The sequence below is a fragment of the Streptomyces sp. NPDC017979 genome, from assembly GCF_044328175.1.
In the GTDB taxonomy this organism is placed as follows: Bacteria; Actinomycetota; Actinomycetes; order Streptomycetales; family Streptomycetaceae; genus Streptomyces.
This window is the reverse complement of sequence record NZ_JBIRGU010000002.1, coordinates 214,531-236,937: the sequence shown is the minus strand read 5'-3', so window position 1 is coordinate 236,937 and position 22,407 is coordinate 214,531. Positions and strand designations below refer to the sequence as shown.

The following is a 22,407-nucleotide window of genomic DNA, read 5'->3' as shown; positions in this document are numbered from 1 at the left end:
CCGCCGGCCCGAGGTCCCCAAAGAGTTCGCCGCCGTCCTCAAGCGGCGGACGACGGGCGACCTGGACCGGCTGTCAGCGCCGCTCGCCGACGGCTCGGCGGGCAGGGTGAAGGTCACCACCCGCCAGGGCGAGCCGTGGATCACCGTGGTTCGGCGTCCAGTACGGTCCATGCCTCGTGACTGGGCAGACGCGGCTCGCCGGCCTGATCTATCTGGCTCTGGCACTGGCCGGAACGGTTAGCGCACTGTGGGTGGCTTACGAACGTCAGTCGGGAGTTGCGGAGTCCGCAGCCACTCTGCTGCCTGCTTCGGCGGGGCTGTATTTGGCGTGGGAGAGCTTTCGCGCCGACCGCGCCGAAGCGTCGGAGGACCCTGGCCTGGCGGAAGTTGCAGACCAGTTGGCGGTGGCCGTACGCAACCAGTGGGAAGCTGAGGCACAGGTACGTCGCCTCTACGATCCCTATCCCATGTCAGTCTCCTGGGCACCGGCGGATCCGGACTTGACCGAGGACTGGCCGCGGCTCCGCGCGATTGCGACAAGCTGGCCGGGAGGTCCGCCATGCGACCCACATGAATGGGCAGCGGGCCCCGGTGACCTGGCGGGGACGGACATGGAGATTGTCGACGTCCTCATGCGCAGGATCCCCACCCGACGCCTGGTCATACTTGGGGCACCGGGGTCGGGTAAGACCATGCTGATGGTCCGCCTCCTGCTGGCTGTGGTCGAGCAGCGTGTCCCCGGCGACGCCGTCCCCGTGCTACTTCCCCTTGCTTCATGGAATCCGGCTGCACAGGACCTGAACGCATGGCTTGTCGAACAGCTGACCCGGGACTACGCCAGCCTACGAGACCCCGCCCCGGCGTCGTCAGGCAACATGGACCGAGCCCGGGCGCTGGTGGAGCACCGCTTGATCCTTCCGATCCTGGACGGGCTCGACGAACTCCCCCCGACCACCCGGTCCATGGCATTCGACGCGATCAGCCATGCTCTGCCCCCCGGCCAAGCCGTGGTTTTATCCAGCCGTGTCGATGAATACCGGCAGGCGCAGTTCCCCGCGGCAGGGGTTCCGGTGAAATTGGCCGGAGCAGCAGGCATCAGCCTGCGACCGCAGGCGGCTGCTGAAACAGTTGCCTATCTGACTCGTGACGCTGGTGGGGAGCACAGCGTGTCGGCTGTCCGCTGGGAGCGCGTCCTCGCCCAGCTCGGCTCTGACACACCCGTCGGGCAGGCTCTGCGCACCCCACTGATGGTGTTCCTCGCCCGGACCGTCTACAACCCGCGTCCTGGCGACTACGCGGCCAGCCTGCCCAACCCTGCCGAACTCTGCGATGAAGATCGGTTACCTACCAAGGAAGCCGTTGAGCGGCATCTGTTCGATGCATTCATCCCTGCGGCATACCGGCGGCGCTCGGGGAGAAACTGCCGTTGGGGCCCTGATCGTGCGAAACACGTATTGATCTACTTGGCCAAGCACTTGCAACACACGCTCATCGGGACCCCCGATCTGGCCTGGTGGCAGCTGCACGAAGCCGTATGTCGGCGCGCGTACCAGTTCCTCCTCGCCACAGCCACCGCGTTCGCTGCTGGACTCAGCGCCCTGAGTGCCGATCCGGGCGTCAGCCTCGGGATCGGTCTCGCAGCCGGCTTTCTAGGTTGGCGCACCGGCGGTAAGCCCAGACGGCTACCGGCCATTGCCTTCCGATGGTCCGGTATGGGGTTTGTTCTTGGCCTGGCGTGGGCTCTATGGTTCGGTCTCATCCTCGTCCTGTCAGCCCAAAACGACCCAGTACTCGGCCTGCTGAGCGGTCTGTTCCTAGGCCCTGTGACGGGCGCCTGGCTTGGGCGCGGGGTAGTGGCGCTGGCCAGCCAGGAAACTCGGTCACCCGATCTCGCATTTGCTGTCGGACCGACGCTACTTCTCCGCAGGGACCGTCGCGTCTTCTGGCGGCTCACCATCGAGTTCGGTTTCGGCTACGGGCTCGTGCTGGCACTCGCGCTAACCGCCATGTTGAACGGCACGACGGCAGACTCAGTCAGGATCACCACCCTTTCCCTCATCACCGCCTTCGGAGTCTGCGGGTCTTTCGCATACTCGGCCTGGGGCCACTTCACTCTCGCCCGCTACTACCTCATGCTGCGCCACCGACTGCCTCGGGACCTCATGGCCTTCCTGGCAGACGCCCATCAACGAGGTGTTCTGCGACAGGCAGGGGCGGTGTATCAGTTCCGCCACATCGAGATCCAGCATCACCTCGCTCAACGCTGATGTCCGTCGTGGCTAGCACAACAGCCGGGAGGCCCCGTTGGACGGGTTCCACAGGGTCTCGTCGCCCATGTCGTAGTACTGGCTCAAAGCAACCTCCTGGAAAAACAGGTCGGCCGGGCGCCGACGTACTGCGAAGATGCGTCTGCTCCCCGACGGAGGATATTTGTTCGTTTTCGTGTGTAAGGGATGCGGCTCCGAGTTGACCGCCCCGCTGTCCCAGGTCGCCCTCCCGGTCCACGCCCGCCAGACGTACGGGAACGGGGCCCAACTCCCCGTACTCATGCGGTCGGGGACGTTCGCCGTGGACCCGGACCCCTGGGGCGGGCCGTGGCGGATGTGGGACGAGATCGAGCCGGGCGAGGCGGCGGCACGCGGCATCTACGCCCCGGTCCACGCCCTTTCCGACGGCCCGCCCGGGGCGGCTGTCATCGCGCCCGGGGACGTCCGGGGAACGCGGCTGATGCCCGAGGAACGCGGCGGTGCCTGCTGTGGCCTCGACGGGGCCGGCGGGCCCAACATGGCCTGCGAGGCATGCGACCTCCCCGTGGCGGCCAGGGTCGACGACTGCTCGCTCTGGCAGATGGTGCGGCTCAGCGCGGACGCCGTGCACCGCGTCCCCGTTGACGGCATCCAGCCCGCCCCCCTCTCCTGGGCGGAGTTGGTGGAGCAGGGCGAGAAGACGCCCCCGTTCGAGCCGATCGCCACATGGGGAGGACGGCTGGGGTCGAACCACTACTGGTCGTGGAGTCCGCAGTGGGAGGCCGCAGCCGGCCGGGCACTCGCCCACCTGCTCGTTGCCTCCCAAGGGCGGCCGGTGAGGGTCCCGGGCGGGCTGACCGCGGACGTCTTCCAACGCGAGCTCGACGCCCTGCTGCCCGCCGACTCCCCCGAGCGGCGCGCCGTCCTGGCCGGACCGGGACAGCCCCGCCCGGACGCGGGCGTCGACATCCTCCTCGTACCGGTGCACCCCCAGACGGGTCAGACCTGGACACCCGCCAGCCCGACCGCATCGGCACACCTCGTGCCCCTGCCGCTGGGGGTGTGGCTGTGGCTGGTCTCCACCCGGCCGCACTTGCCGGTTCCCGCGTCCGGACGCCTGCCCCGAGACGTCCTCCGCGACGACCCTCTCCCCCTGCTCCCCAACCACTCGTTCTGGGCCGACTGGGGAACGTTCCAGCACACCTTGGTCCGGCTACCGGCGGTACGGAGCCCTTGGCTGCGCACGATCCTCAAGAACCTCCCGCACGGGCACCTCCGCCGGCCCCTCCTCATGCTGTGACCGGCAGCGAGCAGCACCGGTTCGCGGCGCCGGCGCGGTCGAGGCCGCACCCCTCTCAGCCCGAGCACAGCCCGCCCACGAGCGCCAGGGCCGGGCCCACTTCCACGCCGTACTCGCCCAACGCCAACTCGAACACGGCCACGTGGACGCCGCGTGCGACGCGTGGACGCGCTTCCTGACGGACTAGGAACACCTTTCGTCCGCGCGCGGCGACGAGCACTTCAAGACGATGCGCCACCGCCTCAAGCCCTTCGAGAAGACCCGCGCCGTCCGACAACTGGCCCCACGCGTCATCGAGATCGCAGCGCTCAAGGCGTGACGTGCCGTCGTTCCAGGCACGACGACGGCCCGTGCATCCTCCGCACCGACCCGGCCAGGGACTTTATGCAATGACGTGCATAGCCGCGTCCCCTCGTGGACGACGCACCCGAAGCGCTCGTACGGTCGTGACGACCGGCCCGCAGGGGCCCGCAGTAGGGGGTTCGCACATGGCTCGTGAGGAACTGACCAGGCTCACCGGCAACGGGAACGGCAACTGCAACAACGACGACTGCCCGAACGTGTATCGAGCATCGGACGGCTCCATCGTGGTGCAGGGGGACGCGGACGCCACCTTCCAGCCTCCCGTTGGGGAAGCTCTGGTTCGTGTCCCTGAGAGCGTGCTGAAGGAGGCCGTGCGTGCTCTTGGATGGTGAAGACTGGACCGCCAAGGTCCAGGGCTTCGAGCAGGAAGCGTGGCGGCTCGAAACGCTTCCCCAGTATCGAGTCCCCAGCGAGGACGGAGACATCCGGGACTTCCTCGCCGGTCACCGGATCGACCCACGAGGCTATTCCTCGGGCTACACGGAGAGCCTGCGGAGAATCCGGTCGGAGGGGAGATCCAAGGGACGTGTCCACATCGTTTCCCGGCCGCTGACGGACTATCTGCGGTTTGAGTTCATGTACTACGACGTACACGAAGCCGCCGGAGACGAGATCCGCATTCTCGACGTCACGGACCGGACGAACCCTCTAGAAGGGGTTCAGGACTTCTGGCTCTTCGACCGGTCCGAGGTGGTCCTCATGAACTATGAAGAAGACGGGGCACAGATCAGCAGGGAACTACACGAGGGCGATCCCGCACCGTACGTCGAATACCAGCGAATCGCGCTGGCGGAATCGATGCCGTTCAGGGAGTACGTGAACCGGTGGCCATCGAGCCTGACCAGCTAGACCAAACGGGCCGTGAACTGGCAGCCGCGCTCAAGCACCTACGCAAACAAGCCGGGCTCTCTGGGGCCCGGCTTGCCGCGCGTTGCAACATGAGTCAGTCCAAGGTCAGCCGGATCGAGGGCAACAGGACCCGCCCCTCGCTGCTGGACGTGGAACAGATCCTCCGAGGTCTTGGGGTTTCGTCCGCCGTGGCCGCCGAGGTCATGGCGCTGGCGCGGATCGCTCAGACCGAGTGGCAGGACGGCAGGTCCCTCCGGAGGAAGGGCCTCGACAAGAAGCAGCTGCAGCTGGCCGGGCTCGAAGCAACATCAACGACGTTTCGCTACTTCCTTCTCTCCATGGTCACAGGGCTCCTGGCCACGCCCGAGTACGTCCGGGCCAGCCTGGCGCAGGCACCGCCGGAGCAACAGGCGAAAGCCGTGGCCATGAAGTTGGACAGACAACGGGTGCTGTTCGACCGGTCCAAGCACTTCACGTTCATCCTGACCGAGCAGGCCGTCAGATACCCGCTCGTCCCGCCTGATCAACTGGCGATGCAGATCGACCGGCTGGCGTCCTTGAGTCACCAGCCGAACATTCGCATCGGCGTCATTCCCATGGGAGATCACTTCGCATCCGGGGCCTTGAACACCTTCACGGTCTACGACGAAGCGCTCGCAACCGCCGAACTCGACCTCGGAGCGATCGTGTTCCGCGACAGTCGCGACGTGCACGACCTGATCCGCCGATTCAGCGGATACGAGGAACACTCGGTCTTCGGGGAGCAAGCAAGGGAACACCTGGCGTCCTGGGCAGAACACTGCCGCAGATGATCTTTATTCGACAACGCGCATAACGCTAGGAGTTCCCCTTCGGCGGGCCGAGGATATTCCCATGCCGGCGACCGATGCGAAGTCGGAGCAATGTCGTTTCTGCGCCGGCCCATCACTGACCTCACAGGAAGGCACACCCATGCCCGGCACCGACCTGTACAGCTTGCCCGTCCACGGAGCCAGGTACTTCAAGGCGTGCGGGGGCAACACGCATCCGGACGGCGAGTCCTGCGCGACGTTGGCGCGGATCGGCCCCGACGCATGGGCCTTGGGCGACGACAAACGGCCTGACATGCCCCCGCTGCGCTTCACCACCGCCGAACTGGACGCTGCCGGCATCGACCCCGCGCATTTCACCGTCTCGGCCTGAGGGACCGCTCACCGGCTGGCGGCCTCTGACCTCCGAGGAGGTCAGAGGCCGCCTCCAACCGCTCCGGACAGGACGAACGGTTGCACTACCACGGCTACCTGTGGACCGGCGCCAAGCAGCGCTTTGACGACGAGGCGCTGCGACGCCCTCCGCACCCCGATCCACCCCCGACCGACGGCAAACCGGAGCTGATCCAGCGACACAGGGAACTGAAGGCGGAGTTTCCGATCGTGGACCTGCCGCCGCTGGAGACGGCGTACTGGCTGGTCAAGCCAAGGAATCTCGTGCGCGGCACCTGGGAGGAGCCGAAGGAGGCGGCGGCTTGGCTCGGGGGCCGGCTCACCGAGTACGCGCCCCGGTTCTCGTCCGCGTCGGAACGCGACCGTACACGGCTGACGCCGCTGGCCAACTCCGCTGCCGAACGACTGTGCTGGGGTGGGGACGTGACGTACGGCTGCTACCTCGAACGCCCCGCCTTCCTGTCCCTGGCGCTGGTGTGCTGCTCCCCTAACCGCAGCATGCCCGGGCTGGGATGCCCGACGGCCGGATGGTCGGCGACGCACACTCCCCAGACCGCGGACCAGCACGCCGTGATGATGCTCGACGTGGGTAGTGTCCACGCCATGGAAGCGACCGTGGAGACGACCGGAGTCAAGCGGGAAGCCGTCGTCGCCGTCCTCCGGGAGGACGGCCGGATCCTGGTGATCCTGCGGGGCCCGCAGGCGCGGCAACCCGGCCACTGGGCGCCGCCAGCCGGCACGATCGAGGCGGGCGAGCGGCAGCAGGACGCGCTGGTGCGCGAGGTGCAGGAGGAGCTCGGGTTGCGGGTGGCTCCGCTGGCGAAGGTGTGGGAGAGCGCGACCGACGACGGCGACTTCGTCCTGCACTGGTGGACCGCCGCGGTCGAGGGCGGGGAGTTGGTCCTCGACCCGGGCGAGGTCAGCGAGGTCCGCTGGGTCACCGCCGAGGAGTTCATGGAGTTGCAGCCGACGTTCCCGGGGGACCACTCCTTCTTCACCGACGTGCTGCCGAAGTTGTGACGCCCCGCGAAGGAGAGGCCGTGGCAGACCGGACGCACCGGGAAACGCTCGCCCCAGACGTCGAGGAGCGCATCCGGACCAGCTTCGAGAGCCAGGGGCTCATGGCCCACCTCGGCGCGCGGCTGACGCACGTCGCACCGGGGCGCGTGCACATCGTGCTGCCCAGCCGGCCGGAGGTCACCCAGCAGAACGGGTACGTCCACGCGGGCGCCACCAGCGCCGTCGCGGACACCGCCGGCGGGTACGCCGCCTACACGCTGTTCCCCGCGGGCACCGAAGTCCTCACCGTCGAGTACAAGATCAACCTGCTCGCGCCGGCCGTCGGCGACCACATCGAGGCGATCGGGACCGTGCTGAAGGCCGGGCGCACGCTGACCGTGTGCACGCTGGAGGCGTACGCCGTGCAGGGTGAGCAGCGCACGCTCGTCGCGAACGGGCAGCAGACGTTGATACGGATCGCCAAGTCCTAGCCCGGCAACGCCTCAGCGCGGATCCGGCACCTTCGACCCGTGCGGCACCCCCGCCCCGTACGGCGCCCCCGGCACCACCAGCGGCGACCCCGTCACCGGGTCCGGGACCACGACCGCCGTCAGGCCGAAGACCTCGCGCACCAGTTCCGCCGTGACCACCTCGGCAGGTGCGCCCTCCGCCACCACGCGGCCCGACTTCATCGCGACCAGGTGGTCCGCGTAGCGCGCCGCCTGGTTGAGGTCGTGGAGGACCGCGACGACCGTGCGGCCGCGCTCGTGGTTGAGGCGGCGCACCAGGTCGAGCACCTCCACCTGGTGGGCGATGTCCAGGAACGTCGTCGGCTCGTCCAGGAGCAGCAGCTCCGTCTCCTGGGCCAGCGCCATCGCGATCCACACCCGCTGCCGCTGGCCGCCGGAGAGTTCGTCGACGGGACGGTCCGCGAGCGCGGTGACGTCGGTGCGGGCCATCGCGTCCGTGACCGCCCGCTCGTCCTCCTCGGACCACTGCCGCCACCACGCCTGGTGCGGCTGGCGGCCCCGGGCCACCAGGTCGCCGACGGTGATCGCCTCCGGCGCCACCGGCGACTGCGGCAGCACCCCCACCCGCTGCGCGATCTTCTTCGTCGGCAGCTCGGCCAGGTCCCGGCCGTCCAGCAGCACCGCGCCGCCCTTCGGCTTCAGCAGCCGGCCCAGCGCCCGCAGCGTCGTGGACTTGCCGCAGGCGTTGGGGCCCACGATCACGGTCACGGCGCCGTCGGGGATCGCCAGGTCCAGTTCGTGGACCACGGTGCGGTCCTCGTACGCGAGCGTCAGCCCGCGCGCGGTCAGTCGGCTCACGCCTTCCCTCCGGTGGTACGGCTCCGCATGATGAGCCAGATCAGATACGGCGCGCCGACGGCCGCCGTGAGCACGCCCACGGCCAGCTCCGTCGGCGAGAACAGCCGGCGCGCCAGCAGGTCCGCGAGGACCACGATCACCGCGCCGGTCAGCGCCGAACTCAGCAGCGGGAGCTGCGCGGTGCGCGTCAGCCGGCGGGCGATCTGCGGCGCGAGCAGCGCCACGAAGTCCACGGGCCCCGCCGTGCCCGTCGCCATGGAAGCCAGCAGCACCCCGAGCGCCACCAGCCCCAGCCGCACCCGGCCGAGGCGCACGCCGAGCGCGGTCGCGGTGTCGTCGTCGAGCGCCACGGTCCGCTGGGCCCGGGCCGCCCAGACGATCGCGGGCGCGAGCACCAGCAGCGTCCAGGCCAGCGGGGCGAGTTCGTCCCAGCCGCGCCCGTTGAGCGAGCCGGTCATCCAGATCTGCGCCTGCTGGGCGACGAGGTAGTCGCCCTTCGTCATGAACAGCGTGGTCAGCGAGCGCAGCGCGATCGCGAACCCGATGCCGATCAGCACGAAGCGCGCCGCGTGCAGCCCGCCGCGCCAGGCGAAGGCGTACACCAGTGCCGCCGCCGCGATCCCGCCGGCGACGGAGAGGTACGGCAGCAGGGTGTACGAGGTGACGCCGAAGGTCATCGCCGCGACCGTGACGACGCTCGCGCCCTGGCTGATGCCGATGACGTCGGGGCTGGCGAGCGGATTGCGCGCCACGGTCTGGATCAGCGCGCCCGCGATCCCGAACGCCGCGCCCACCAGCAGCCCGGTCACCAGGCGCGGCAGCCGCAGCGTGCCGACGACGAGTTCGTTCGGGGACTCCTCGCCGAGCAGCACCTTCACGACCTCGGCCGGCGGTACGAAGCTCTCGCCGACGGAGAGGTACGCCACGCAGATCGCGGCGAGGAGGACGGCGAGGGCGCCGGCGACCACCACGCTGCGGCGGTGCACCAGCACGCTGCCGCGCCCGCGGCCGCGCAGCACCCCGTACCCCGCGGGCCGCACTCCCCCGCTGCGCACGTCTGCACTCACGCCGCCACCGCCTTCTTCCGACGCAGCAGGAACACCAGGAACGGCACCCCGATCAGCGCCGTGGTCACCCCGGCCGGCACTTCCCCGGGCGGGAACACCACGCGTCCGACCACGTCCGCCACGAGCAACATCACCGGGCCGATCAGCGCCGCCATCGGCAGCAGCCACCGGTGGTCGCCGCCGACGACCGCGCGGGCGATGTGCGGCACGGCGAGGCCGACGAAGGCGATCGGGCCGGCCGCGGCGACCGCGACCCCGGTCAGCACGGTCGCGGCGACGCCGCCAACGACCCGTACGGTCGCCACGTTCTGCCCGAGGCCCTTCGCCACGTCGTCGCCGAGCGCGAGCGCGTCCAGGCCGCGCGCCACGAACGCCAGCAGCACCACGCCCAGCAGCAGGAAGGGCCAGACCTGTTCGACGACCTCCTGCTCCCGGCCGGCCACCGAGCCGACCTGCCAGAAGCGGTACTCGTCGAGCGCCGCCGCCTTGGTGGTGAGCACGCCGTTGGTGACGGAGACGAGCAGGGCGTTGATGGCCGCGCCGCCGAGCGCCAGCTTCACCGGTGTGGCGCCGCCGCGCCCGCTGGAGGCGATCGCGTACACCGCGACGGACGCCACCGCCGCGCCCGCGAAGGCGAACCAGACGTATCCGGTGAGGGTGTGCACGCCGGCGTACGCGATCGCGAGGACGACGGCGACGGACGCCCCCTGGCTGATCCCGAGGATGCCGGGGTCGGCGATGGGGTTGCGGGTGAGCCCTTGCAGAACCGTTCCGGCAAGCGCGAGCGCCGCGCCCACCATCAGGGCGATGAGGGTGCGGGGCACTCGCAGTTCCCGGACGACCTGGGCGTCGGCGCCGCCCCCGTCCTGGAACAGCGCCTCGAAGACGGCCGAGGGCGGAATGGTCCGCGCCCCCACCCCGAGGCTGAGCAGCACCGCGACCAGCAGGGCAGCGACGGCCGCCGCCGTCCAGCCGATGCGGCGGGCCGCAAGCGCGCGTCTGGCTGACATGGCGACCAATCGAAGGAGTCGAGAAGCAGAAGCAGTAGCGGAAGGAGAAGGAGAGCGGACGAGAAGAAGTTGAGCAGTAAAGCGTGACCGAAAAGGATAGGTAAGGCTTAGCTGAGTGTACGAGAGGGCTCGTGCGGCGCAACGACGGGCACAATGGCCCCATGGCCGCACACCAGGAGACGACGCCCCGACCCGGATCCGCCCCCGCGGCACCGGCTCCACCTGCACCCTTCACCGTGGGCTTCGACCTGGACATGACGCTGATCGACTCCCGGCCCGGCATCCGCGCCGCCTACCGCGCGCTCTCCGCGGAGACCGGAGTGTGGATCGACGCCGACCTCGCGGTCACCCGATTGGGGCCGCCGCTGGAGCAGGAGCTCGCGCACTGGTTCCCCGATGATCGAATTCCAGCCATGGGTGATCGGTATCGCGAGATATACCCGACGTACGCGATCGAGCCTTCGCTGGCGCTCCCCGGCGCGCGCGAAGCCGTGCGCGCGGTGCGCGAGCACGGCGGCCGGGCCATCGTCGTCACCGCCAAGCACGAGCCGAACGCCAAGCTCCACCTGGACCACCTCGACATCGCGCCGGACGCGGTGATCGGTTGGCTGTGGGCCGAGGGCAAGGCGGAGGCGCTGCGCGAGTACGGCGCGAGCGCCTACGTCGGCGACCACATCGGGGACGTCCGCGGGGCACACACCGCCGGCGCGCTCTCCGTCGCCGTGCCCACCGGCCCGTGCAGCCGCACTGACCTGCAAGAAGCCGGGGCCGACGTGGTCCTCGACGATCTGCTCGCCTTCCCCGACTGGCTACGCGACCACCTCGCGGACCGGCGCGCGCCGCGCGCGCAGCAGGCGTAACGCACCGGGCGCGAGCCCTCGTTGGGTCAGGACATCCCGGACGATTGCGGCATCACCGATTTGGCCGCCCGCCGCTGGGCCGCGACCGAACGGAGTACCCCCGCGCCGGCGATCGCGAAGCCGACGCCCATCAGCATGCACACCCCGTACGCCAGCGGCGGGAACGGTTCGGTGCCCAGGAACAGCGGGGCCAGCGTGACGAGCGTGGCCACTGCGCCGACGATGAAGACGATGGCACCGACCCGGACCAGCCCGTCACCCGGCGCGGAAGGAGTAGCAGTCATCCAGCCAGGGTAGTTCCCTGCGGGTAGGAACCGTTCGGCGACGTCTTGTCACCAGCCCCTGGACCATTAGCCTTGGAGTCGAAGCGGGTCGATCGACCCGCTGCATTGCTATCCAGGCTGTCGAGAGTCGTTTTCGAGAGCCCTTTTTCGAGAGCCGTTTTCGGCGCATCAGCGCCCGACGAAGCGCCCCAACGAGTACGAGGACGAGGACAGACGTGCCCACCGGCAAGGTGAAGTGGTTCAACAGCGAGAAGGGCTTCGGCTTTCTCTCCCGCGACGACGGCGGCGACGTCTTCGTCCACTCGTCAGTGCTGCCCGACGGGGTCGACGCGCTCAAGCCCGGTCAGCGCGTCGAGTTCGGAGTCGTCGCCGGTCAGCGCGGCGACCAGGCCCTGTCCGTCACGGTCCTGGACCCCACCCCGTCCGTCGCGGCGGCGCAGCGCCGCAAGCCGGACGAGCTGGCCTCCATCGTGCAGGACCTGACGACCCTGCTGGAGAACGTCACCCAGCAGTTGGAGCGCGGGCGCTACCCCGACAAGGCACAGGGCTCGAAGATCGCGGGCATGCTGCGGGCGGTGGCGGACCAACTGGACGTGTGACGGTCCCGCGCTACGAAGGCGCATCCCGGCCGAGGGGCGGTGCGAGGCCCTTCGGCCGTTCGGCGCTTCAGGGGGTCTTCGACCCGCCCCGGAGCACCTTCGGAAGCACTCCGGCGCTCAGGGGAAGTCGAGCGCGCCCGGCGCGAGCGCCGGCACGAGCCCCTCGGCCGCCGCGCGCGTGAGCAACCCGCGCACCGCCGCGTACCCGTCGGGCCCCAGGTTCGCGGTGAACTCGTTCACGTAGAGCCCGATGTGCCGGTCGGCCACCGACGGATCCATCTCCTGCGCGTGCTCCCGCACGTACGGACGCGAGACCTCCGGGTCGTCCCAGGCCATCCGCACCGACGTCCGGACCGCCTCCGCGACGGCCCGCAGCCGCTCGTCGCCCAGCGACCGCTTGGCGACGATCGCGCCCAGCGGGATGGGCAGCCCGGTCGTCGACTCCCAGTGCTCGCCCATGTCCGCGAGCCGGTGCAGCCCGTACTCCTGGTACGTGAACCGCGCCTCGTGGATCACCAGCCCGGCGTCCACCCGACCGTCCCGCACCGCCGGCATGATCTCGTGGAACGGCAGCACGACCACCTCGCCGACCCCGCCCGGCACCTCGGTCGCCGCCCACAGCCGGAACAGCAGGTACGCCGTCGACCGCTCGCTCGGCACCGCGACCGTACGGCCCGCGAGGTCGGCGCCGGAGCCCCCGGCGTCCCGGGTCAGCACCAGCGGGCCGCAGCCGCGGCCGAGCGCGCCGCCGCAGGGCAGCAGCGCGTACTCGTCGAGGATCCACGGCAGCACCGCGTACGACACCTTCAAGACCGTGCCCTCGCCGCGCTCCGCCATGCCGTTGGTGACGTCGATGTCCGCGAAGGTGACGTCCAGCGCGGGCGCGCCCGGCACCCGGCCGTGGGCCAGGGCGTCGAAGACGAAGGTGTCGTTCGGGCAGGGCGAGTACGCGATGTCGATGCGGTCGGTGCGGTCGCCGCGCACGGCGGGGGCTTGGGTGCCGGTCACTTCGGCTCCTCGGAGAACTCGGAGAAGACGGGGCTGAGCTGTCGGAAGCCGTCCGTCAGTGCGGTCAGGGCGTCCTTGATGCGCCAGGCGGAGCGGTCGCGCGGCCCCACCGCGTTCGAGATCGCCCGGACCTCCAGGACGGGGACGGAGTGCGCCGCGGCGGCCTCGGCGACGCCGAAGCCCTCCATCGCCTCGGCCGCGGCGCGCGGGTGACGCGCACTCAACTCGGCCGCGCGGGCGGCGGTGCCGGTGACCGTGGAGACCGTCAGCACCGGCGCGCACCGGGCGCCCGTCGCCTGCGCGGCGCGGCGGGCGAGCCCCGCGGGCGGCAGGTGCACGGCCCGGCCGAAGCCCAGCTCGCCGACGTCGAGCCAGCCGCCGTCCGGGGTCTGCGCGCCCAGGTCCGCGGCGACGATCGCGTCCGCGACGACGAGCGAGCCGACGGGCGCGTGCGACGCGAAGCCGCCCCCGATTCCCGCACTGACCACGAGGTCGTACGGGGCGGGGGCGCGACTGAGGGCGATGGCGGCGCGGGCTGCTGCGGAGGCGGGGCCGACGCCGCCGACGATCACGTCGATGCGGGCGGTGCCGTTGCCGCGGGTGCGGGCGTCCGTGGCCGCGGCGTCGACGGCCTCGGCCTCCGGCGCCACGGCGGTCACGACGAGTACGCGCACGCTCCGCACGGTCCGCCTCCGGACGTCAGGACTTCTTCAGGGTGAAGGTCCAGATGCCGATGATCTTGCCCTTCTTGGACTCGACGATCTGGATCTTCGTGGAGTCGGTGGTCTCGGCGAAGAAGGAGCTGCCGACGAGGGAGCGGTACGTCTTGGTGTACGGCTCCTGCTCGACCGGCTTGCCGTCGATGAACAGCGACCAGCCGTTGTCGGCGATCACCGGGTCGACGCCGAAGCGGATCAACTCGTCCGGCGACACCTTGACGGTCTCGCCTTCCTTCTTGTTCAGGCAGTCCTGGAGCTCGGACTCCTTGATCTCCTTGCCGTCGTTGTAGCAGGCGGCCTCCGAAGTGACGGACTCCGTCCCGACCGTGACGGTCGCGACCGGCGTCGGCTTTTCGCAGGCGGAGAGGACGAGGAGCCCGGCGCTGACGGCGCCGATGCTGGCAACGGCCCGGCGACGCTTGCCGGACAAGAACGCAACGGTCATGCGGGAAGGCTATCTTCCCGTGTCCCCCGGCCTGCGCCGGGGCCCCCGCGCGTCGCCCCCCGTCGCCACGGTGGCCCTCCGGGCGGGGTGCGGAGGGCACATCCGAGGCGCCCGGGCCATTGCTCCCGGGCGCGCTGCTCGGTGCGACCCGCCTGCGGCTGCTCGCGCAGTTCCTCGCCCTGTGCCCGGCGGGCGTACGGGGACCCCAGCGCCACCTGGACACCACCGCCGTTTCCCCCGCGGGAGGGTTAAGCCACTCGGGGGTGGGGGTGGGAGCGGTGGCGGGCCGCCGCCAGGAGGCCGCGGGTGGAGGCCAGGGAGCCCGCGCAGACGATGGACGCGGCCACGGACATGCCCAGCACCCCGTTCAAGGGGAGGAGTATCCCGACCGCGCCCCCCACGACCCACGCCATCTGGAGCAACGTCTCCGAGCGGGCGAACGCCGACGTCCGGACCTCCTCGGGGACGTCGCGCTGGATCAGCGCGTCCAGGGAGAGCTTCGCCAGCGCCTGACACAGGCCCGCCGTCGCCGCCAGCACCGCGACCATGCCCGCGCCGAAGAACACCGCGGCCAGCACCGCGGCCGTCAGGACGGCCCCCAGCACCGTCGCGATGATCGCCTCCGGGCCGCGCGTCTTCAGCCACGCCCCCACGACCGTGCCCAGCGCGTTGCCCACGCCCGCCGCCACGCCCACGATCGCCATCGACACCGCCGCGCTCTGGCCCGCGAGCGGATGCTCCCGCAGCAGGAACGCCAGGAAGAAGATGAGGAAGCCGGACAGGCAGCGCAGCGCCGCGTTCGCCTGGAGGCCGTGGATCACCGACGGGCCGACCGTGCGCAGGCTGGGCCGCTTCCCGCCGCGGGTGAGCACCCGCACGTTCGTCTCGCCCTTCGCGGAGTCCACCTTCGGCGGCAGCCGCAGCGCCCAGAACGTCCCCAGCAGGAACAGCGCGCACGCCCCGTACAGCGACCACGCCGGGCCGATGTGGTGCAGCCCCGCCGCGACGGGCGCCGCGACGCCGGTCGCCAGCAGGCCGGCGAGGGTGACCCGCGAATTCGCCCGCACCAGGGAGAAGCGGGGCGGCAGCAGCCGCGGCACGACCGCGCTGCGGACCACGCCGTACGCCTTGGAGGCCACCAGCACCCCCAGCGCGGCCGGGTACAGCTCCAGCGACCCCGTCGCCACCGATGTCGACAGCACCAGCGCGAGGACCGCCCGGGCCAGCATCGCCGTCGCCATCGCCGCCCGCCGGCCGTGCGGGATCCGGTCCAGCAGCGGGCCGATCACCGGCGCGAGCAGCGCGAACGGCGCCAGGGTGATCGCCAGGTAGAGGGTGACCCGGCCGCGTGCCTCGTCCGTCGGCACGGAGAAGAAGACCGTCGACGCGAGGGCGACGGTGACCATGACGTCGCCCGCGCCGTTCACCGCGTGCAGTTCGATCAGCCGACCGAGCCCCGATTCGCCGGCGCCCTGCGCGTGCGTGGCCCTGCGGATGGACCGCGCCGTACCGCTGAACGGCAGGTGCAGCGCGCGCGCCACCGCCCGGCACGCTCGGGTGAGCGCCCCGGACCCGTCGTCCGACGAACTGGCTGCGGCCACCACGCCATACTGCCCGAAGGACCGGCGCGGCGACGGGTGATGCGGGGTTGTTAGCTCCCGGTTGGGGCGCGCAGGTGGGCGGGGCGCTGCGAAGGAGGTAGCGTGCGTAGCGCGCCACCGGCGAATGTTCTCGGCCGCGCGCCTCTTCGCCATCCCGCAGAATGGATGACACAGAGGTGTGCCCGGGACGACCGGTCCGGGCGCGGACGTCGATGCGGCCCCCTGGTCCGCTCCGCCCGCGGCCCGTGCCCCACGCATCGGTCGGTCGGCGGCACCCGTGAGACGGCGTAGGAGAGAAGCGAGACCTGTGAGTGCTGCGACGACGCGAAGCCGTACCCCCGACCGCCTGTGCGCCGAGGCGGTAGACCTCGCCAGGGCAGCCGCGGAGGAGGTCGCGGCGCCAGGTGTGGTGGGTGAGCACGTCTCCCTCGTCTCCGAGGGGGACCGGGTCGTCACGCACTTCTTCGAGTGCAAGGAGCCCGGGTACCGCGGCTGGCGGTGGGCGGTGACGGTGGCCCGCGCCTCGCGCGCGAAGGTGGTCACCCTCGACGAGTCCGTCCTGCTGCCCGGCCCCGACGCGCTGCTGGCGCCCGAGTGGGTGCCGTGGAGCGAGCGCCTGCGCCCCGGTGACCTGGGGCCGGGGGACCTGCTGCCGACGGAGGCGGAGGACCTGCGGCTGGAGCCGGGCTACTCCGGCGAGGACGTACCGCCGCCGAACTCCGCGCTCGCCGGGACGACGCACGACCTCGCGGAGCGCGTCGAGGAGGAGGACGCGGAGCTGACCGACCGGCGCCCCGCGGACACCTTCCCCAACGGCCGCGGCGAGCTGGCGTCCCTCGCGGAGGAGCTGGGGATGCGCCGGGCGCGGGTGCTGTCCCGGTACGGCCTGCACACCGCGGCGGACCGCTGGGACGAGTCCTTCGGCGCGAAGACCCCGATGGCGCAGGCGGCGCCGGCGTCCTGTGTGAGCTGCGGGTTCCTGGTGCCGATCGCGGGGTCCCTGTCGCAGGCGTTCGGCATCTGCGCGAACGAGTTCTCGCCGGCGGACGGGCGCGTGGTGTCGCTGTCGTACGGGTGCGGGGCGCACTCGGAGGCGGCGGTGATGCCGAAGGCGCCGCAGCCGGCGCCGCCGGTCCTGGACTCCATGGCCGCGGACGCGTTCCCCCTCGACGAGGACCTGGGCCACTCCTGATTTTTTTGGGGCTCGGTTCGCCTCCGGGGTGCTTTAGCGCGGTCGACGGTCGATCATGCTCAATCGCTCGTACCTCGCGATCTGCGCGTGTTCTCCCTTACTCCCCCGCGCACCCCTTCGGCTCACTCGCCCTCCACCGCACCCGGGCCGCGGGCCGCGTCGGTCTCTGCGGCCCGGTGGTGCGCTTGTCGCGCAGTTCCGCCCCCTACGCCCGAAGGGCGTGGTGGTACCCCCAGCGCCCCTAAAGACCTCCGCCCCAGCCTGCAGGCATAAGGGCGGGGGCAGCGAGTCAGGGGCGTTGGGGGTCCCCCCGTGCCCGCAGGGCACAGGGGGCGGAACCGCGCGACCAGCCCACCACCGGGCCGCGCAGGCCAACGCGCCCGCGGGGGCACGGCGCGGGGTGCCGCAGCACTCGCAGCGAGCGCAAGGGGGACCGGGGCGCGGAGGGGCGCTGGGGGGACGCGGTACCTTCGGCGCGCAGGGGATAGCGAAACACCGACCAGACAGAGCGGAGCCACACCGTGAGCGTCGTCAGTCCCTCCGAAGCCGCCGATCCGTTCGGCACCGCACGACTGCGGCGGGGCGTGTTGGACGCCTGGACGGCGAGCCCCGCGCGGTTCCGGGAGGACGCCAACGCCGAGGAGGACCTCGTCCTCGGCGGCTACCGCGACCGCCTCGTCGTCGAGCTCGCGCAGAACGCCGCGGACGCCGCCGCCCGCACCGGCGCCCCCGGCCGGCTGCGGCTGACGCTCCGTGAGAACACGCTCGCCGTCGCGAACACCGGCGCCCCGCTCGACGCGACCGGCGTCGAGTCCCTGAGCACCCTGCGCGCCTCGGCGAAGCGGGACGACCAGGGCGTCGGCCGGTTCGGCGTCGGGTTCGCCGCGGTGCTCGCGGTCAGTGACGAGCCCGCGGTGGTGGGGCGGCACGGCGCCGTCCGCTGGTCCCTCGCGGAGGCCCGCGCCCTCGCGCAGGAGGTCGCGCAAGCGGGCGACAGCACCGGCCTCGTCGAAGAGCTGCGGCGGCGCGACGGGCACGTCCCCACGCTCCGCCTCCCGCTCCCCGCCGAGGGCACCGCCCCCGACGGGTACGACACCGTCGTCGTGCTGCCGTTGCGCGACGGCGCCGCCGTCGACCTCGTCGAGCACCTGCTGCGCTCGATCGACGACGCCCTCCTCCTCACGCTCCCCGGCCTCGCCGAGGTCGTCGTCGACACGCCCGACGGCGTGCGGACCCTGCGGCGCGAGACGGACGGCCCGTACGTGCGCGTCCTGGACAGCGCGCGCGGCACCCGCCGCTGGCGCACCGTCAGCGACGGCGGCGCGCTCGACGCCGAGCTGTTGAAGGACCGTCCGATCGAGGAGCGGCTGCGGCCGTACTGGAGCGTGACGTGGGCGGTCCCCGTGAACGGTGACGGCGCGCCGGAGCGGCCCGCGACCGCGCCCGTCGTGCACGCGCCGACGCCGACGGACGAGCCGCTGGGCGTACCGGCGCTGCTGATCGCTTCGTTGCCGCTGGACACCACGCGTCGCCACCCCGCGCCCGGACCGCTCACCGACTTCCTGGTGGAGCGCGCCGCCTATGCGTACGCCGCGCTGCTCGGCGGCTGGGAGCCGGTGTCGACGGGCACGGTCGACCTGGTGCCGGGCCCGCTCGGCAAGGGCGAGTTGGACGGGGCGCTGCGCTCCGCGGTCCTGCAGCGGCTGCCGCGCACCGCGTTCCTGGAGCCCGCCGTGCCCAGGACGGGCGCCGACGAGGACACCGGGCTGCCGGCCGCCGAGCGCTCCGGCGCGCTGCGGCCGATCGAGGCCGAGGTGGTGGAGGGCGCGGGCCAGGAGACCGTACGGGTGTTGGCCGAGGTGCTGCCGACGCTGCTGCCGGCGGGGCTTGAGCGCCGCACCGAGCTGCGCACCCTCGGCGTCGCCCGGGTCCCGCTGACCGAGGCGGTCGACCGGCTGGCCGGGCTGGAGCGCGAGCCGGGCTGGTGGTGGCGGCTTTACGACAGCCTCGCCGGCGTCGACCCGGACCGGCTCACCGGGCTCCCGGTGCCGCTCGCGGACGGCCGCACGGTGATCGGGCCGCGGCAGATCCTGTTGCCGCTGCCGGACGGCCGCGCCGAAGACCACACCCAGCTCGCCCGGCTCGGGCTGAAGGTCGCCCACGAGGACGCCGCCCACCCGCTGCTGGAGAAGCTGGGCGCGCTGCCCGCGACGCCCCGGGCGGTCCTGACGACCCCGCAGGTGCGCACCGCCGTCGCCGGTTCGCTGGAGGCGGGCGAGATCTGGGACGAGGACGCGCCCGCGGCGCTGGACGCGGACGAGCTGGCGGACACGGTGCTCGCGCTGGTGCGCGACGCCGAGTTGGAGCCGGGCGACGAGCCGTGGCTGGGCGCGCTGGCGCTGCCCGACGAGGACGGCGAGCTGTCGCCGGCGGGCGAGCTGGTGCTGCCGGGCAGCCCGTTCGCCGCGGTGATGCGCGAGGGCGACCTGGCGTTCTGCGACGCCGAGCTGGCCGAGCGTTGGGGCGGGTCGGCGCTCGCCGCCTGCGGGGTGCTGGCGAACTTCGCCCTGGTGCGCGCCGCCGACGTCGTGCTCGACCCGGACGAGTTGGAGCCGCGCGACGGCGACTTCGCGGAGCCGGACGACCCGGGCCTGCTGGACGCGGTCGACGTGTGGTGCGAGGACGTGTTGGACCGGCTCCCGGAGGTGCCCGTACCGCCGGTGGCGACCGAGCTGGTGGCCGTACGGGACCTGGACCTGGTCGACGACGACCGCTGGCCGCAGGCGCTGGCGCTGCTCGCCCAGCCGCCGCTGCGGGACGCGCTCACCCAGCCCGTGCGCGTACTGCTGCCGGACGGCACCATGCAGACGGTGCGGCCGTACACGGCGTGGTGGCTGCGCGACCACCCCGTGCTCGACGGCCGGCGCCCCGCGGGGCTGCGGGCGGCGGGCGGGGATCCGCTGCTGGACGGGTTGTACGAGTCCGTGGACGCCTCCGGCTTCGACGACGCGCAGGTGCTGCGGGCACTCGGGGTGCGCACCTCGGTCGCGGCGCTGCTCGACGAGCCGGGCGGCGCGGCGGAGCTGCTGGGGCGGCTCGCGGACGGGGAGCGCCCGGTGCGGCCCGCGCAGTTGCACGGCCTCTACACGGCGCTCGCGGACCTCGACCCGGAGCAGGTCACGCTGCCGGACGCGGTGCGGGCCGTCGTGGACGGCGAGGTGCGGGTGGTGGACGCGGCCGAAGCGGTGGTCGCCGACGCGCCCGACCTGATCCCGCTCTCGGGCGGCCTGCCGCTGCTGCCGGTCTCCCCCGAGCGCGCGGCGGACCTGGCGGAGCTGTTCCAGGTGCGCCGGCTCAGCGAGGCGGTCACCGCGGAGGTGACGTCGGCGGGCGAGGAGCACGAGGTCCCCGATTCGGTGCGGGTCCTGCTGGGCCCGGCGACCCCGGACGCGTACGTCGAGCACGAGGAGCTGGTCGCCGGCGGCGTCGAACTGGACTGGCGCCGTACGCCCGACGGGGTGGTGCACGCGGCGACGGTGGAGGGCGTCGCGGCGGGCCTGGCGTGGGCGGCGGGCCAGTGGCCGCGGCGCTTCGAGGTGGCGGCGCTGCTGGAGGACCCGTCGCGGACGGAGGAGCTGGCCCGGGACCGGTGGTTCGACCCGGGCGCGTGAGCCGTCGGGGCCGCCCGAGTGCCGGGTGCCGGTTGCCCCTGCGGTGACGTGTGCGGGCGGTCGTGCGGGAGCGCGTGCGGGTGGTCGTGCGTGCGCCCGTGCGGAATCCTGCGCTTGTTTGGTGGGTGAAAACGGGTTGGAACGGGCGGCGGGCCGTGGTGGGCTGGACCGGTGACCCATACAACCTCCGCCGCAGAGGAGTACGCCGCACTGCTGAACCGGGTGCGTCGGGACCGCCGGGTCCTCGGGCTCGTGCTCAGCGGCTCCCGGGCCCGTGCCGGTGTCGCGACCGAACGCTCCGACTACGACGTGTACCTCGTCGTCGAGGACGGCGCCGGCCCGCTGACGGCGCTGGCCCGCCGGGACGCCCTGCTGGACGTGATGGTCCTGCCGCTCGCCGAGTTCCGCACGCACGCGCTGGCCGGCTCGGGCACCGAGTGGAACCGGTACGCCTTCACCCACGCCAAGGTGGAGATGGACACCGCGGACGGCCTCATCGGCGAACTGGTCGCGGCGAAGGGCGCCCTGACGCGCGAGGAGGCGGCGGCGCTGGCGCCCGGCTTCCTGGACGCGTTCTTGAACAGCGCGTACCGGTGCGTGAAGAGCGCGCGGGACGGGCAGGTGCTGGCGGCGGGGCTGGACGCGGCGGAGGCGGTGCCGTACTTCCTGACGTACGTCTTCGCCCTGCACAACCGGGTGCGCCCCTACAACAAGTACCTCCCGTGGGAGCTGCGCCACCACCCCCTGAGCCGCCCGGAGTGGTCCCACGACCACCTGGTCCCCCTGCTGTCCGAGGTCCTGACCCCCTCGGCCCCCACGGCGATCCGCCGCCTCTTCACCGAGTTGGAGCCGCAGGCCCGGGGGTGGGGGCACGGTGCGGTGCTGGACGACTGGGGCGACGACTTGGGCATGTTGAGGGTGAGCACGGGGGTGCCGCGGCAGCCGACGGGCTCGCGGGGGTAGCCCCTCCCGGGGCGGGGCGCGGTAACCACCGCGCCCCGGTGGCGCTTCCTCCCGCCCCTAGTGCTGTGACCGGAACGCTTGCCTCGGGGAGAATCCGCGGGAGCACGACGCGCACGACCAGAACGCCGGAGGGAGCCGCATTGGGCGACGGGACGATCACCGCGTGGATCGCCGCGGGTGCCGCCATCGCGGGCGCGGTCTCCGGCGGCGTCGTGACCGGGTGGTTCGCGCTCGCGGGGGCCCGGCGACAGGCCGACGCCGCGTGGGCCGCGGGGCAGCGGCAGGCGGACGCCGCCTGGGACGCCGGGCGGCGGCAGGCGGACGCGCAGCTCAGGGTCGCCACGCAGACCCTCGACGCCCAGGTGACGGCGGCGCAGCGGACGGTGCGCCGGGCCGCCTACGTGACCTTCCTCGCCGGTACCGACCTGGCCCACCAACGCCGGCAGCAGTGGCTGGATTCGGCCGGTTCGGCGAGTGCGGGTGCGAACCGGGACGCGTACCGCGCCGCGCTCCCCGCCGTTCGGGAAGCCCTCAACGTCGTCCGGTTGGAAGGCCCCGACGACGTCACCGCCGCCGCCGAAGCCCTGGAGCAGGCCCTCGCGGAGGCGGTGCCGCCGGACCGGCACGGCCCCGCGCACCGGGCCTTCCTGGACGCGGCGCGAACCGCCTTGTCCCCGCCGCCCCCTGTGGCACCCTGAGGC

Annotated in this window: 22 protein-coding genes and 1 pseudogene; 15 read left to right on the top strand and 8 right to left on the bottom strand. The window is 72.2% G+C overall.

Annotated features, from left to right (window positions below):
* The first annotated feature begins 176 nt into the window (after positions 1–176).
* The 9 genes and pseudogenes from ACH4E8_RS07025 to ACH4E8_RS06985 all read left to right on the top strand — a co-directional run bounded on the left by ACH4E8_RS07025 (position 177) and on the right by ACH4E8_RS06985 (position 7,450).
* The gene (locus tag ACH4E8_RS07025; protein ID WP_398445152.1) at positions 177–2,267 is read left to right on the top strand and encodes an NACHT domain-containing protein; all 2,091 of its coding nucleotides are present in this window, start codon (positions 177–179) and stop codon (positions 2,265–2,267) included.
* 163 nt (positions 2,268–2,430) lie between these two features.
* Entirely contained in the window at positions 2,431–3,546 is a 1,116-nt protein-coding gene (locus tag ACH4E8_RS07020; protein ID WP_398445150.1) for a hypothetical protein, read from the top strand.
* Between the two features lie 488 nt (positions 3,547–4,034).
* Complete coding sequence (locus ACH4E8_RS07015; protein ID WP_398445149.1) at positions 4,035–4,241, top strand: hypothetical protein; 207 nt, start codon at positions 4,035–4,037, stop codon at positions 4,239–4,241.
* Positions 4,225–4,758, top strand: coding sequence for a DUF6879 family protein (locus ACH4E8_RS07010; RefSeq protein WP_398445147.1), 534 nt, complete (start codon positions 4,225–4,227; stop codon positions 4,756–4,758). Before ACH4E8_RS07015 ends, ACH4E8_RS07010 begins: the two co-directional genes overlap by 17 nt.
* A complete protein-coding gene (locus ACH4E8_RS07005) occupies positions 4,734–5,570 on the top strand; it encodes a Scr1 family TA system antitoxin-like transcriptional regulator (protein WP_398445145.1) in 837 nt (278 codons plus the stop codon). The genes ACH4E8_RS07010 and ACH4E8_RS07005 overlap by 25 nt, the downstream gene beginning before the upstream one ends.
* Positions 5,571–5,709: 139 nt before the next feature.
* Positions 5,710–5,940, top strand: a complete 231-nt coding sequence (locus ACH4E8_RS07000) for a DUF397 domain-containing protein (RefSeq protein ID WP_398446060.1) — start codon at positions 5,710–5,712, stop codon at positions 5,938–5,940.
* Between the two features lie 80 nt (positions 5,941–6,020).
* A pseudogene (locus tag ACH4E8_RS06995) lies at positions 6,021–6,485 on the top strand (hypothetical protein); the annotation flags it as partial.
* Positions 6,459–6,980, top strand: a complete 522-nt coding sequence (locus tag ACH4E8_RS06990) for an NUDIX hydrolase (protein WP_398446058.1) — start codon at positions 6,459–6,461, stop codon at positions 6,978–6,980. The pseudogene ACH4E8_RS06995 and the gene ACH4E8_RS06990, both read left to right, overlap by 27 nt.
* A 20-nt stretch (positions 6,981–7,000) precedes the next feature.
* On the top strand, positions 7,001–7,450 hold the full coding sequence (locus tag ACH4E8_RS06985) for a PaaI family thioesterase (protein WP_398445143.1): 450 nt from the start codon (positions 7,001–7,003) through the stop codon (positions 7,448–7,450).
* A gap of 12 nt (positions 7,451–7,462) precedes the next feature.
* On the opposite strand, the gene ACH4E8_RS06980 is transcribed toward ACH4E8_RS06985, so the two are convergent.
* From ACH4E8_RS06980 to ACH4E8_RS06970, 3 genes are read right to left on the bottom strand one after another with little or no spacing between them, the layout of a single operon-like run.
* The gene (locus ACH4E8_RS06980) at positions 7,463–8,287 is read right to left on the bottom strand and encodes an ABC transporter ATP-binding protein (RefSeq protein ID WP_398445141.1); all 825 of its coding nucleotides are present in this window, start codon (positions 8,285–8,287) and stop codon (positions 7,463–7,465) included.
* A complete protein-coding gene (locus ACH4E8_RS06975) occupies positions 8,284–9,354 on the bottom strand; it encodes a FecCD family ABC transporter permease (protein ID WP_398445139.1) in 1,071 nt (356 codons plus the stop codon). Before ACH4E8_RS06975 ends, ACH4E8_RS06980 begins: the two co-directional genes overlap by 4 nt.
* Positions 9,351–10,364, bottom strand: a complete 1,014-nt coding sequence (locus ACH4E8_RS06970) for a FecCD family ABC transporter permease (RefSeq protein ID WP_398445138.1) — start codon at positions 10,362–10,364, stop codon at positions 9,351–9,353. Before ACH4E8_RS06970 ends, ACH4E8_RS06975 begins: the two co-directional genes overlap by 4 nt.
* Positions 10,365–10,525: 161 nt before the next feature.
* Between ACH4E8_RS06970 and ACH4E8_RS06965 the strand changes: the two genes are divergently transcribed.
* Entirely contained in the window at positions 10,526–11,224 is a 699-nt protein-coding gene (locus tag ACH4E8_RS06965) for an HAD family hydrolase (RefSeq protein ID WP_398445136.1), read from the top strand.
* 26 nt (positions 11,225–11,250) lie between these two features.
* On the opposite strand, the gene ACH4E8_RS06960 is transcribed toward ACH4E8_RS06965, so the two are convergent.
* Positions 11,251–11,508, bottom strand: coding sequence for a hypothetical protein (locus ACH4E8_RS06960; protein ID WP_361961604.1), 258 nt, complete (start codon positions 11,506–11,508; stop codon positions 11,251–11,253).
* A 215-nt stretch (positions 11,509–11,723) separates the two neighbouring features.
* Here ACH4E8_RS06960 and ACH4E8_RS06955 point away from each other — a divergent pair, with 215 nt between their 5' ends.
* Positions 11,724–12,107: a cold-shock protein gene (locus ACH4E8_RS06955; protein WP_398445134.1), complete on the top strand. Its 384-nt coding sequence runs from the start codon at positions 11,724–11,726 to the stop codon at positions 12,105–12,107.
* Between the two features lie 117 nt (positions 12,108–12,224).
* Here ACH4E8_RS06955 and ACH4E8_RS06950 read toward each other — a convergent pair whose 3' ends face one another.
* From ACH4E8_RS06950 to ACH4E8_RS06935, 4 genes are all read right to left on the bottom strand, one after another.
* On the bottom strand, positions 12,225–13,115 hold the full coding sequence (locus ACH4E8_RS06950) for a 1,4-dihydroxy-6-naphthoate synthase (protein ID WP_398445132.1): 891 nt from the start codon (positions 13,113–13,115) through the stop codon (positions 12,225–12,227).
* A complete protein-coding gene (locus tag ACH4E8_RS06945; protein ID WP_398445130.1) occupies positions 13,112–13,789 on the bottom strand; it encodes a futalosine hydrolase in 678 nt (225 codons plus the stop codon). The genes ACH4E8_RS06950 and ACH4E8_RS06945 overlap by 4 nt, the downstream gene beginning before the upstream one ends.
* Positions 13,790–13,814: 25 nt before the next feature.
* A complete protein-coding gene (locus tag ACH4E8_RS06940) occupies positions 13,815–14,279 on the bottom strand; it encodes a DUF2771 domain-containing protein (RefSeq protein ID WP_398445128.1) in 465 nt (154 codons plus the stop codon).
* Positions 14,280–14,527: 248 nt separating this feature from the next.
* Positions 14,528–15,880, bottom strand: coding sequence for an MFS transporter (locus ACH4E8_RS06935; RefSeq protein WP_398445126.1), 1,353 nt, complete (start codon positions 15,878–15,880; stop codon positions 14,528–14,530).
* A gap of 307 nt (positions 15,881–16,187) precedes the next feature.
* Between ACH4E8_RS06935 and ACH4E8_RS06930 the strand changes: the two genes are divergently transcribed.
* The 4 genes from ACH4E8_RS06930 (at position 16,188) to ACH4E8_RS06915 (ending at position 22,404) form a co-directional block, all read left to right on the top strand.
* Positions 16,188–17,072 (top strand): DUF3027 domain-containing protein, encoded by an 885-nt coding sequence (locus ACH4E8_RS06930; RefSeq protein ID WP_398445125.1) that lies wholly within the window; start codon positions 16,188–16,190, stop codon positions 17,070–17,072.
* 521 nt (positions 17,073–17,593) lie between these two features.
* Complete coding sequence (locus ACH4E8_RS06925) at positions 17,594–20,743, top strand: sacsin N-terminal ATP-binding-like domain-containing protein (protein WP_398445123.1); 3,150 nt, start codon at positions 17,594–17,596, stop codon at positions 20,741–20,743.
* A 171-nt stretch (positions 20,744–20,914) separates the two neighbouring features.
* The gene (locus tag ACH4E8_RS06920) at positions 20,915–21,706 is read left to right on the top strand and encodes a hypothetical protein (RefSeq protein ID WP_398445122.1); all 792 of its coding nucleotides are present in this window, start codon (positions 20,915–20,917) and stop codon (positions 21,704–21,706) included.
* A 140-nt stretch (positions 21,707–21,846) separates the two neighbouring features.
* On the top strand, positions 21,847–22,404 hold the full coding sequence (locus tag ACH4E8_RS06915) for a hypothetical protein (RefSeq protein WP_398445120.1): 558 nt from the start codon (positions 21,847–21,849) through the stop codon (positions 22,402–22,404).
* Positions 22,405–22,407 lie beyond the last annotated feature (3 nt).

Excerpts from the sequence above, each read along its gene's own strand:
- ACH4E8_RS07015 (WP_398445149.1), top strand. The coding sequence starts at position 4,035 with ATGGCTCGTGAGGAACTGACCAGGCTCACCGGCAACGGGAACGGCAAC.
- ACH4E8_RS07000 (WP_398446060.1), top strand. The coding sequence starts at position 5,710 with ATGCCCGGCACCGACCTGTACAGCTTGCCCGTCCACGGAGCCAGGTAC.
- ACH4E8_RS06990 (WP_398446058.1), top strand. The coding sequence starts at position 6,459 with ATGCCCGGGCTGGGATGCCCGACGGCCGGATGGTCGGCGACGCACACT.
- ACH4E8_RS06970 (WP_398445138.1), bottom strand. The coding sequence starts at position 10,364 with ATGTCAGCCAGACGCGCGCTTGCGGCCCGCCGCATCGGCTGGACGGCG.
- ACH4E8_RS06965 (WP_398445136.1), top strand. The coding sequence starts at position 10,526 with ATGGCCGCACACCAGGAGACGACGCCCCGACCCGGATCCGCCCCCGCG.
- ACH4E8_RS06960 (WP_361961604.1), bottom strand. The coding sequence starts at position 11,508 with ATGACTGCTACTCCTTCCGCGCCGGGTGACGGGCTGGTCCGGGTCGGT.
- ACH4E8_RS06940 (WP_398445128.1), bottom strand. The coding sequence starts at position 14,279 with ATGACCGTTGCGTTCTTGTCCGGCAAGCGTCGCCGGGCCGTTGCCAGC.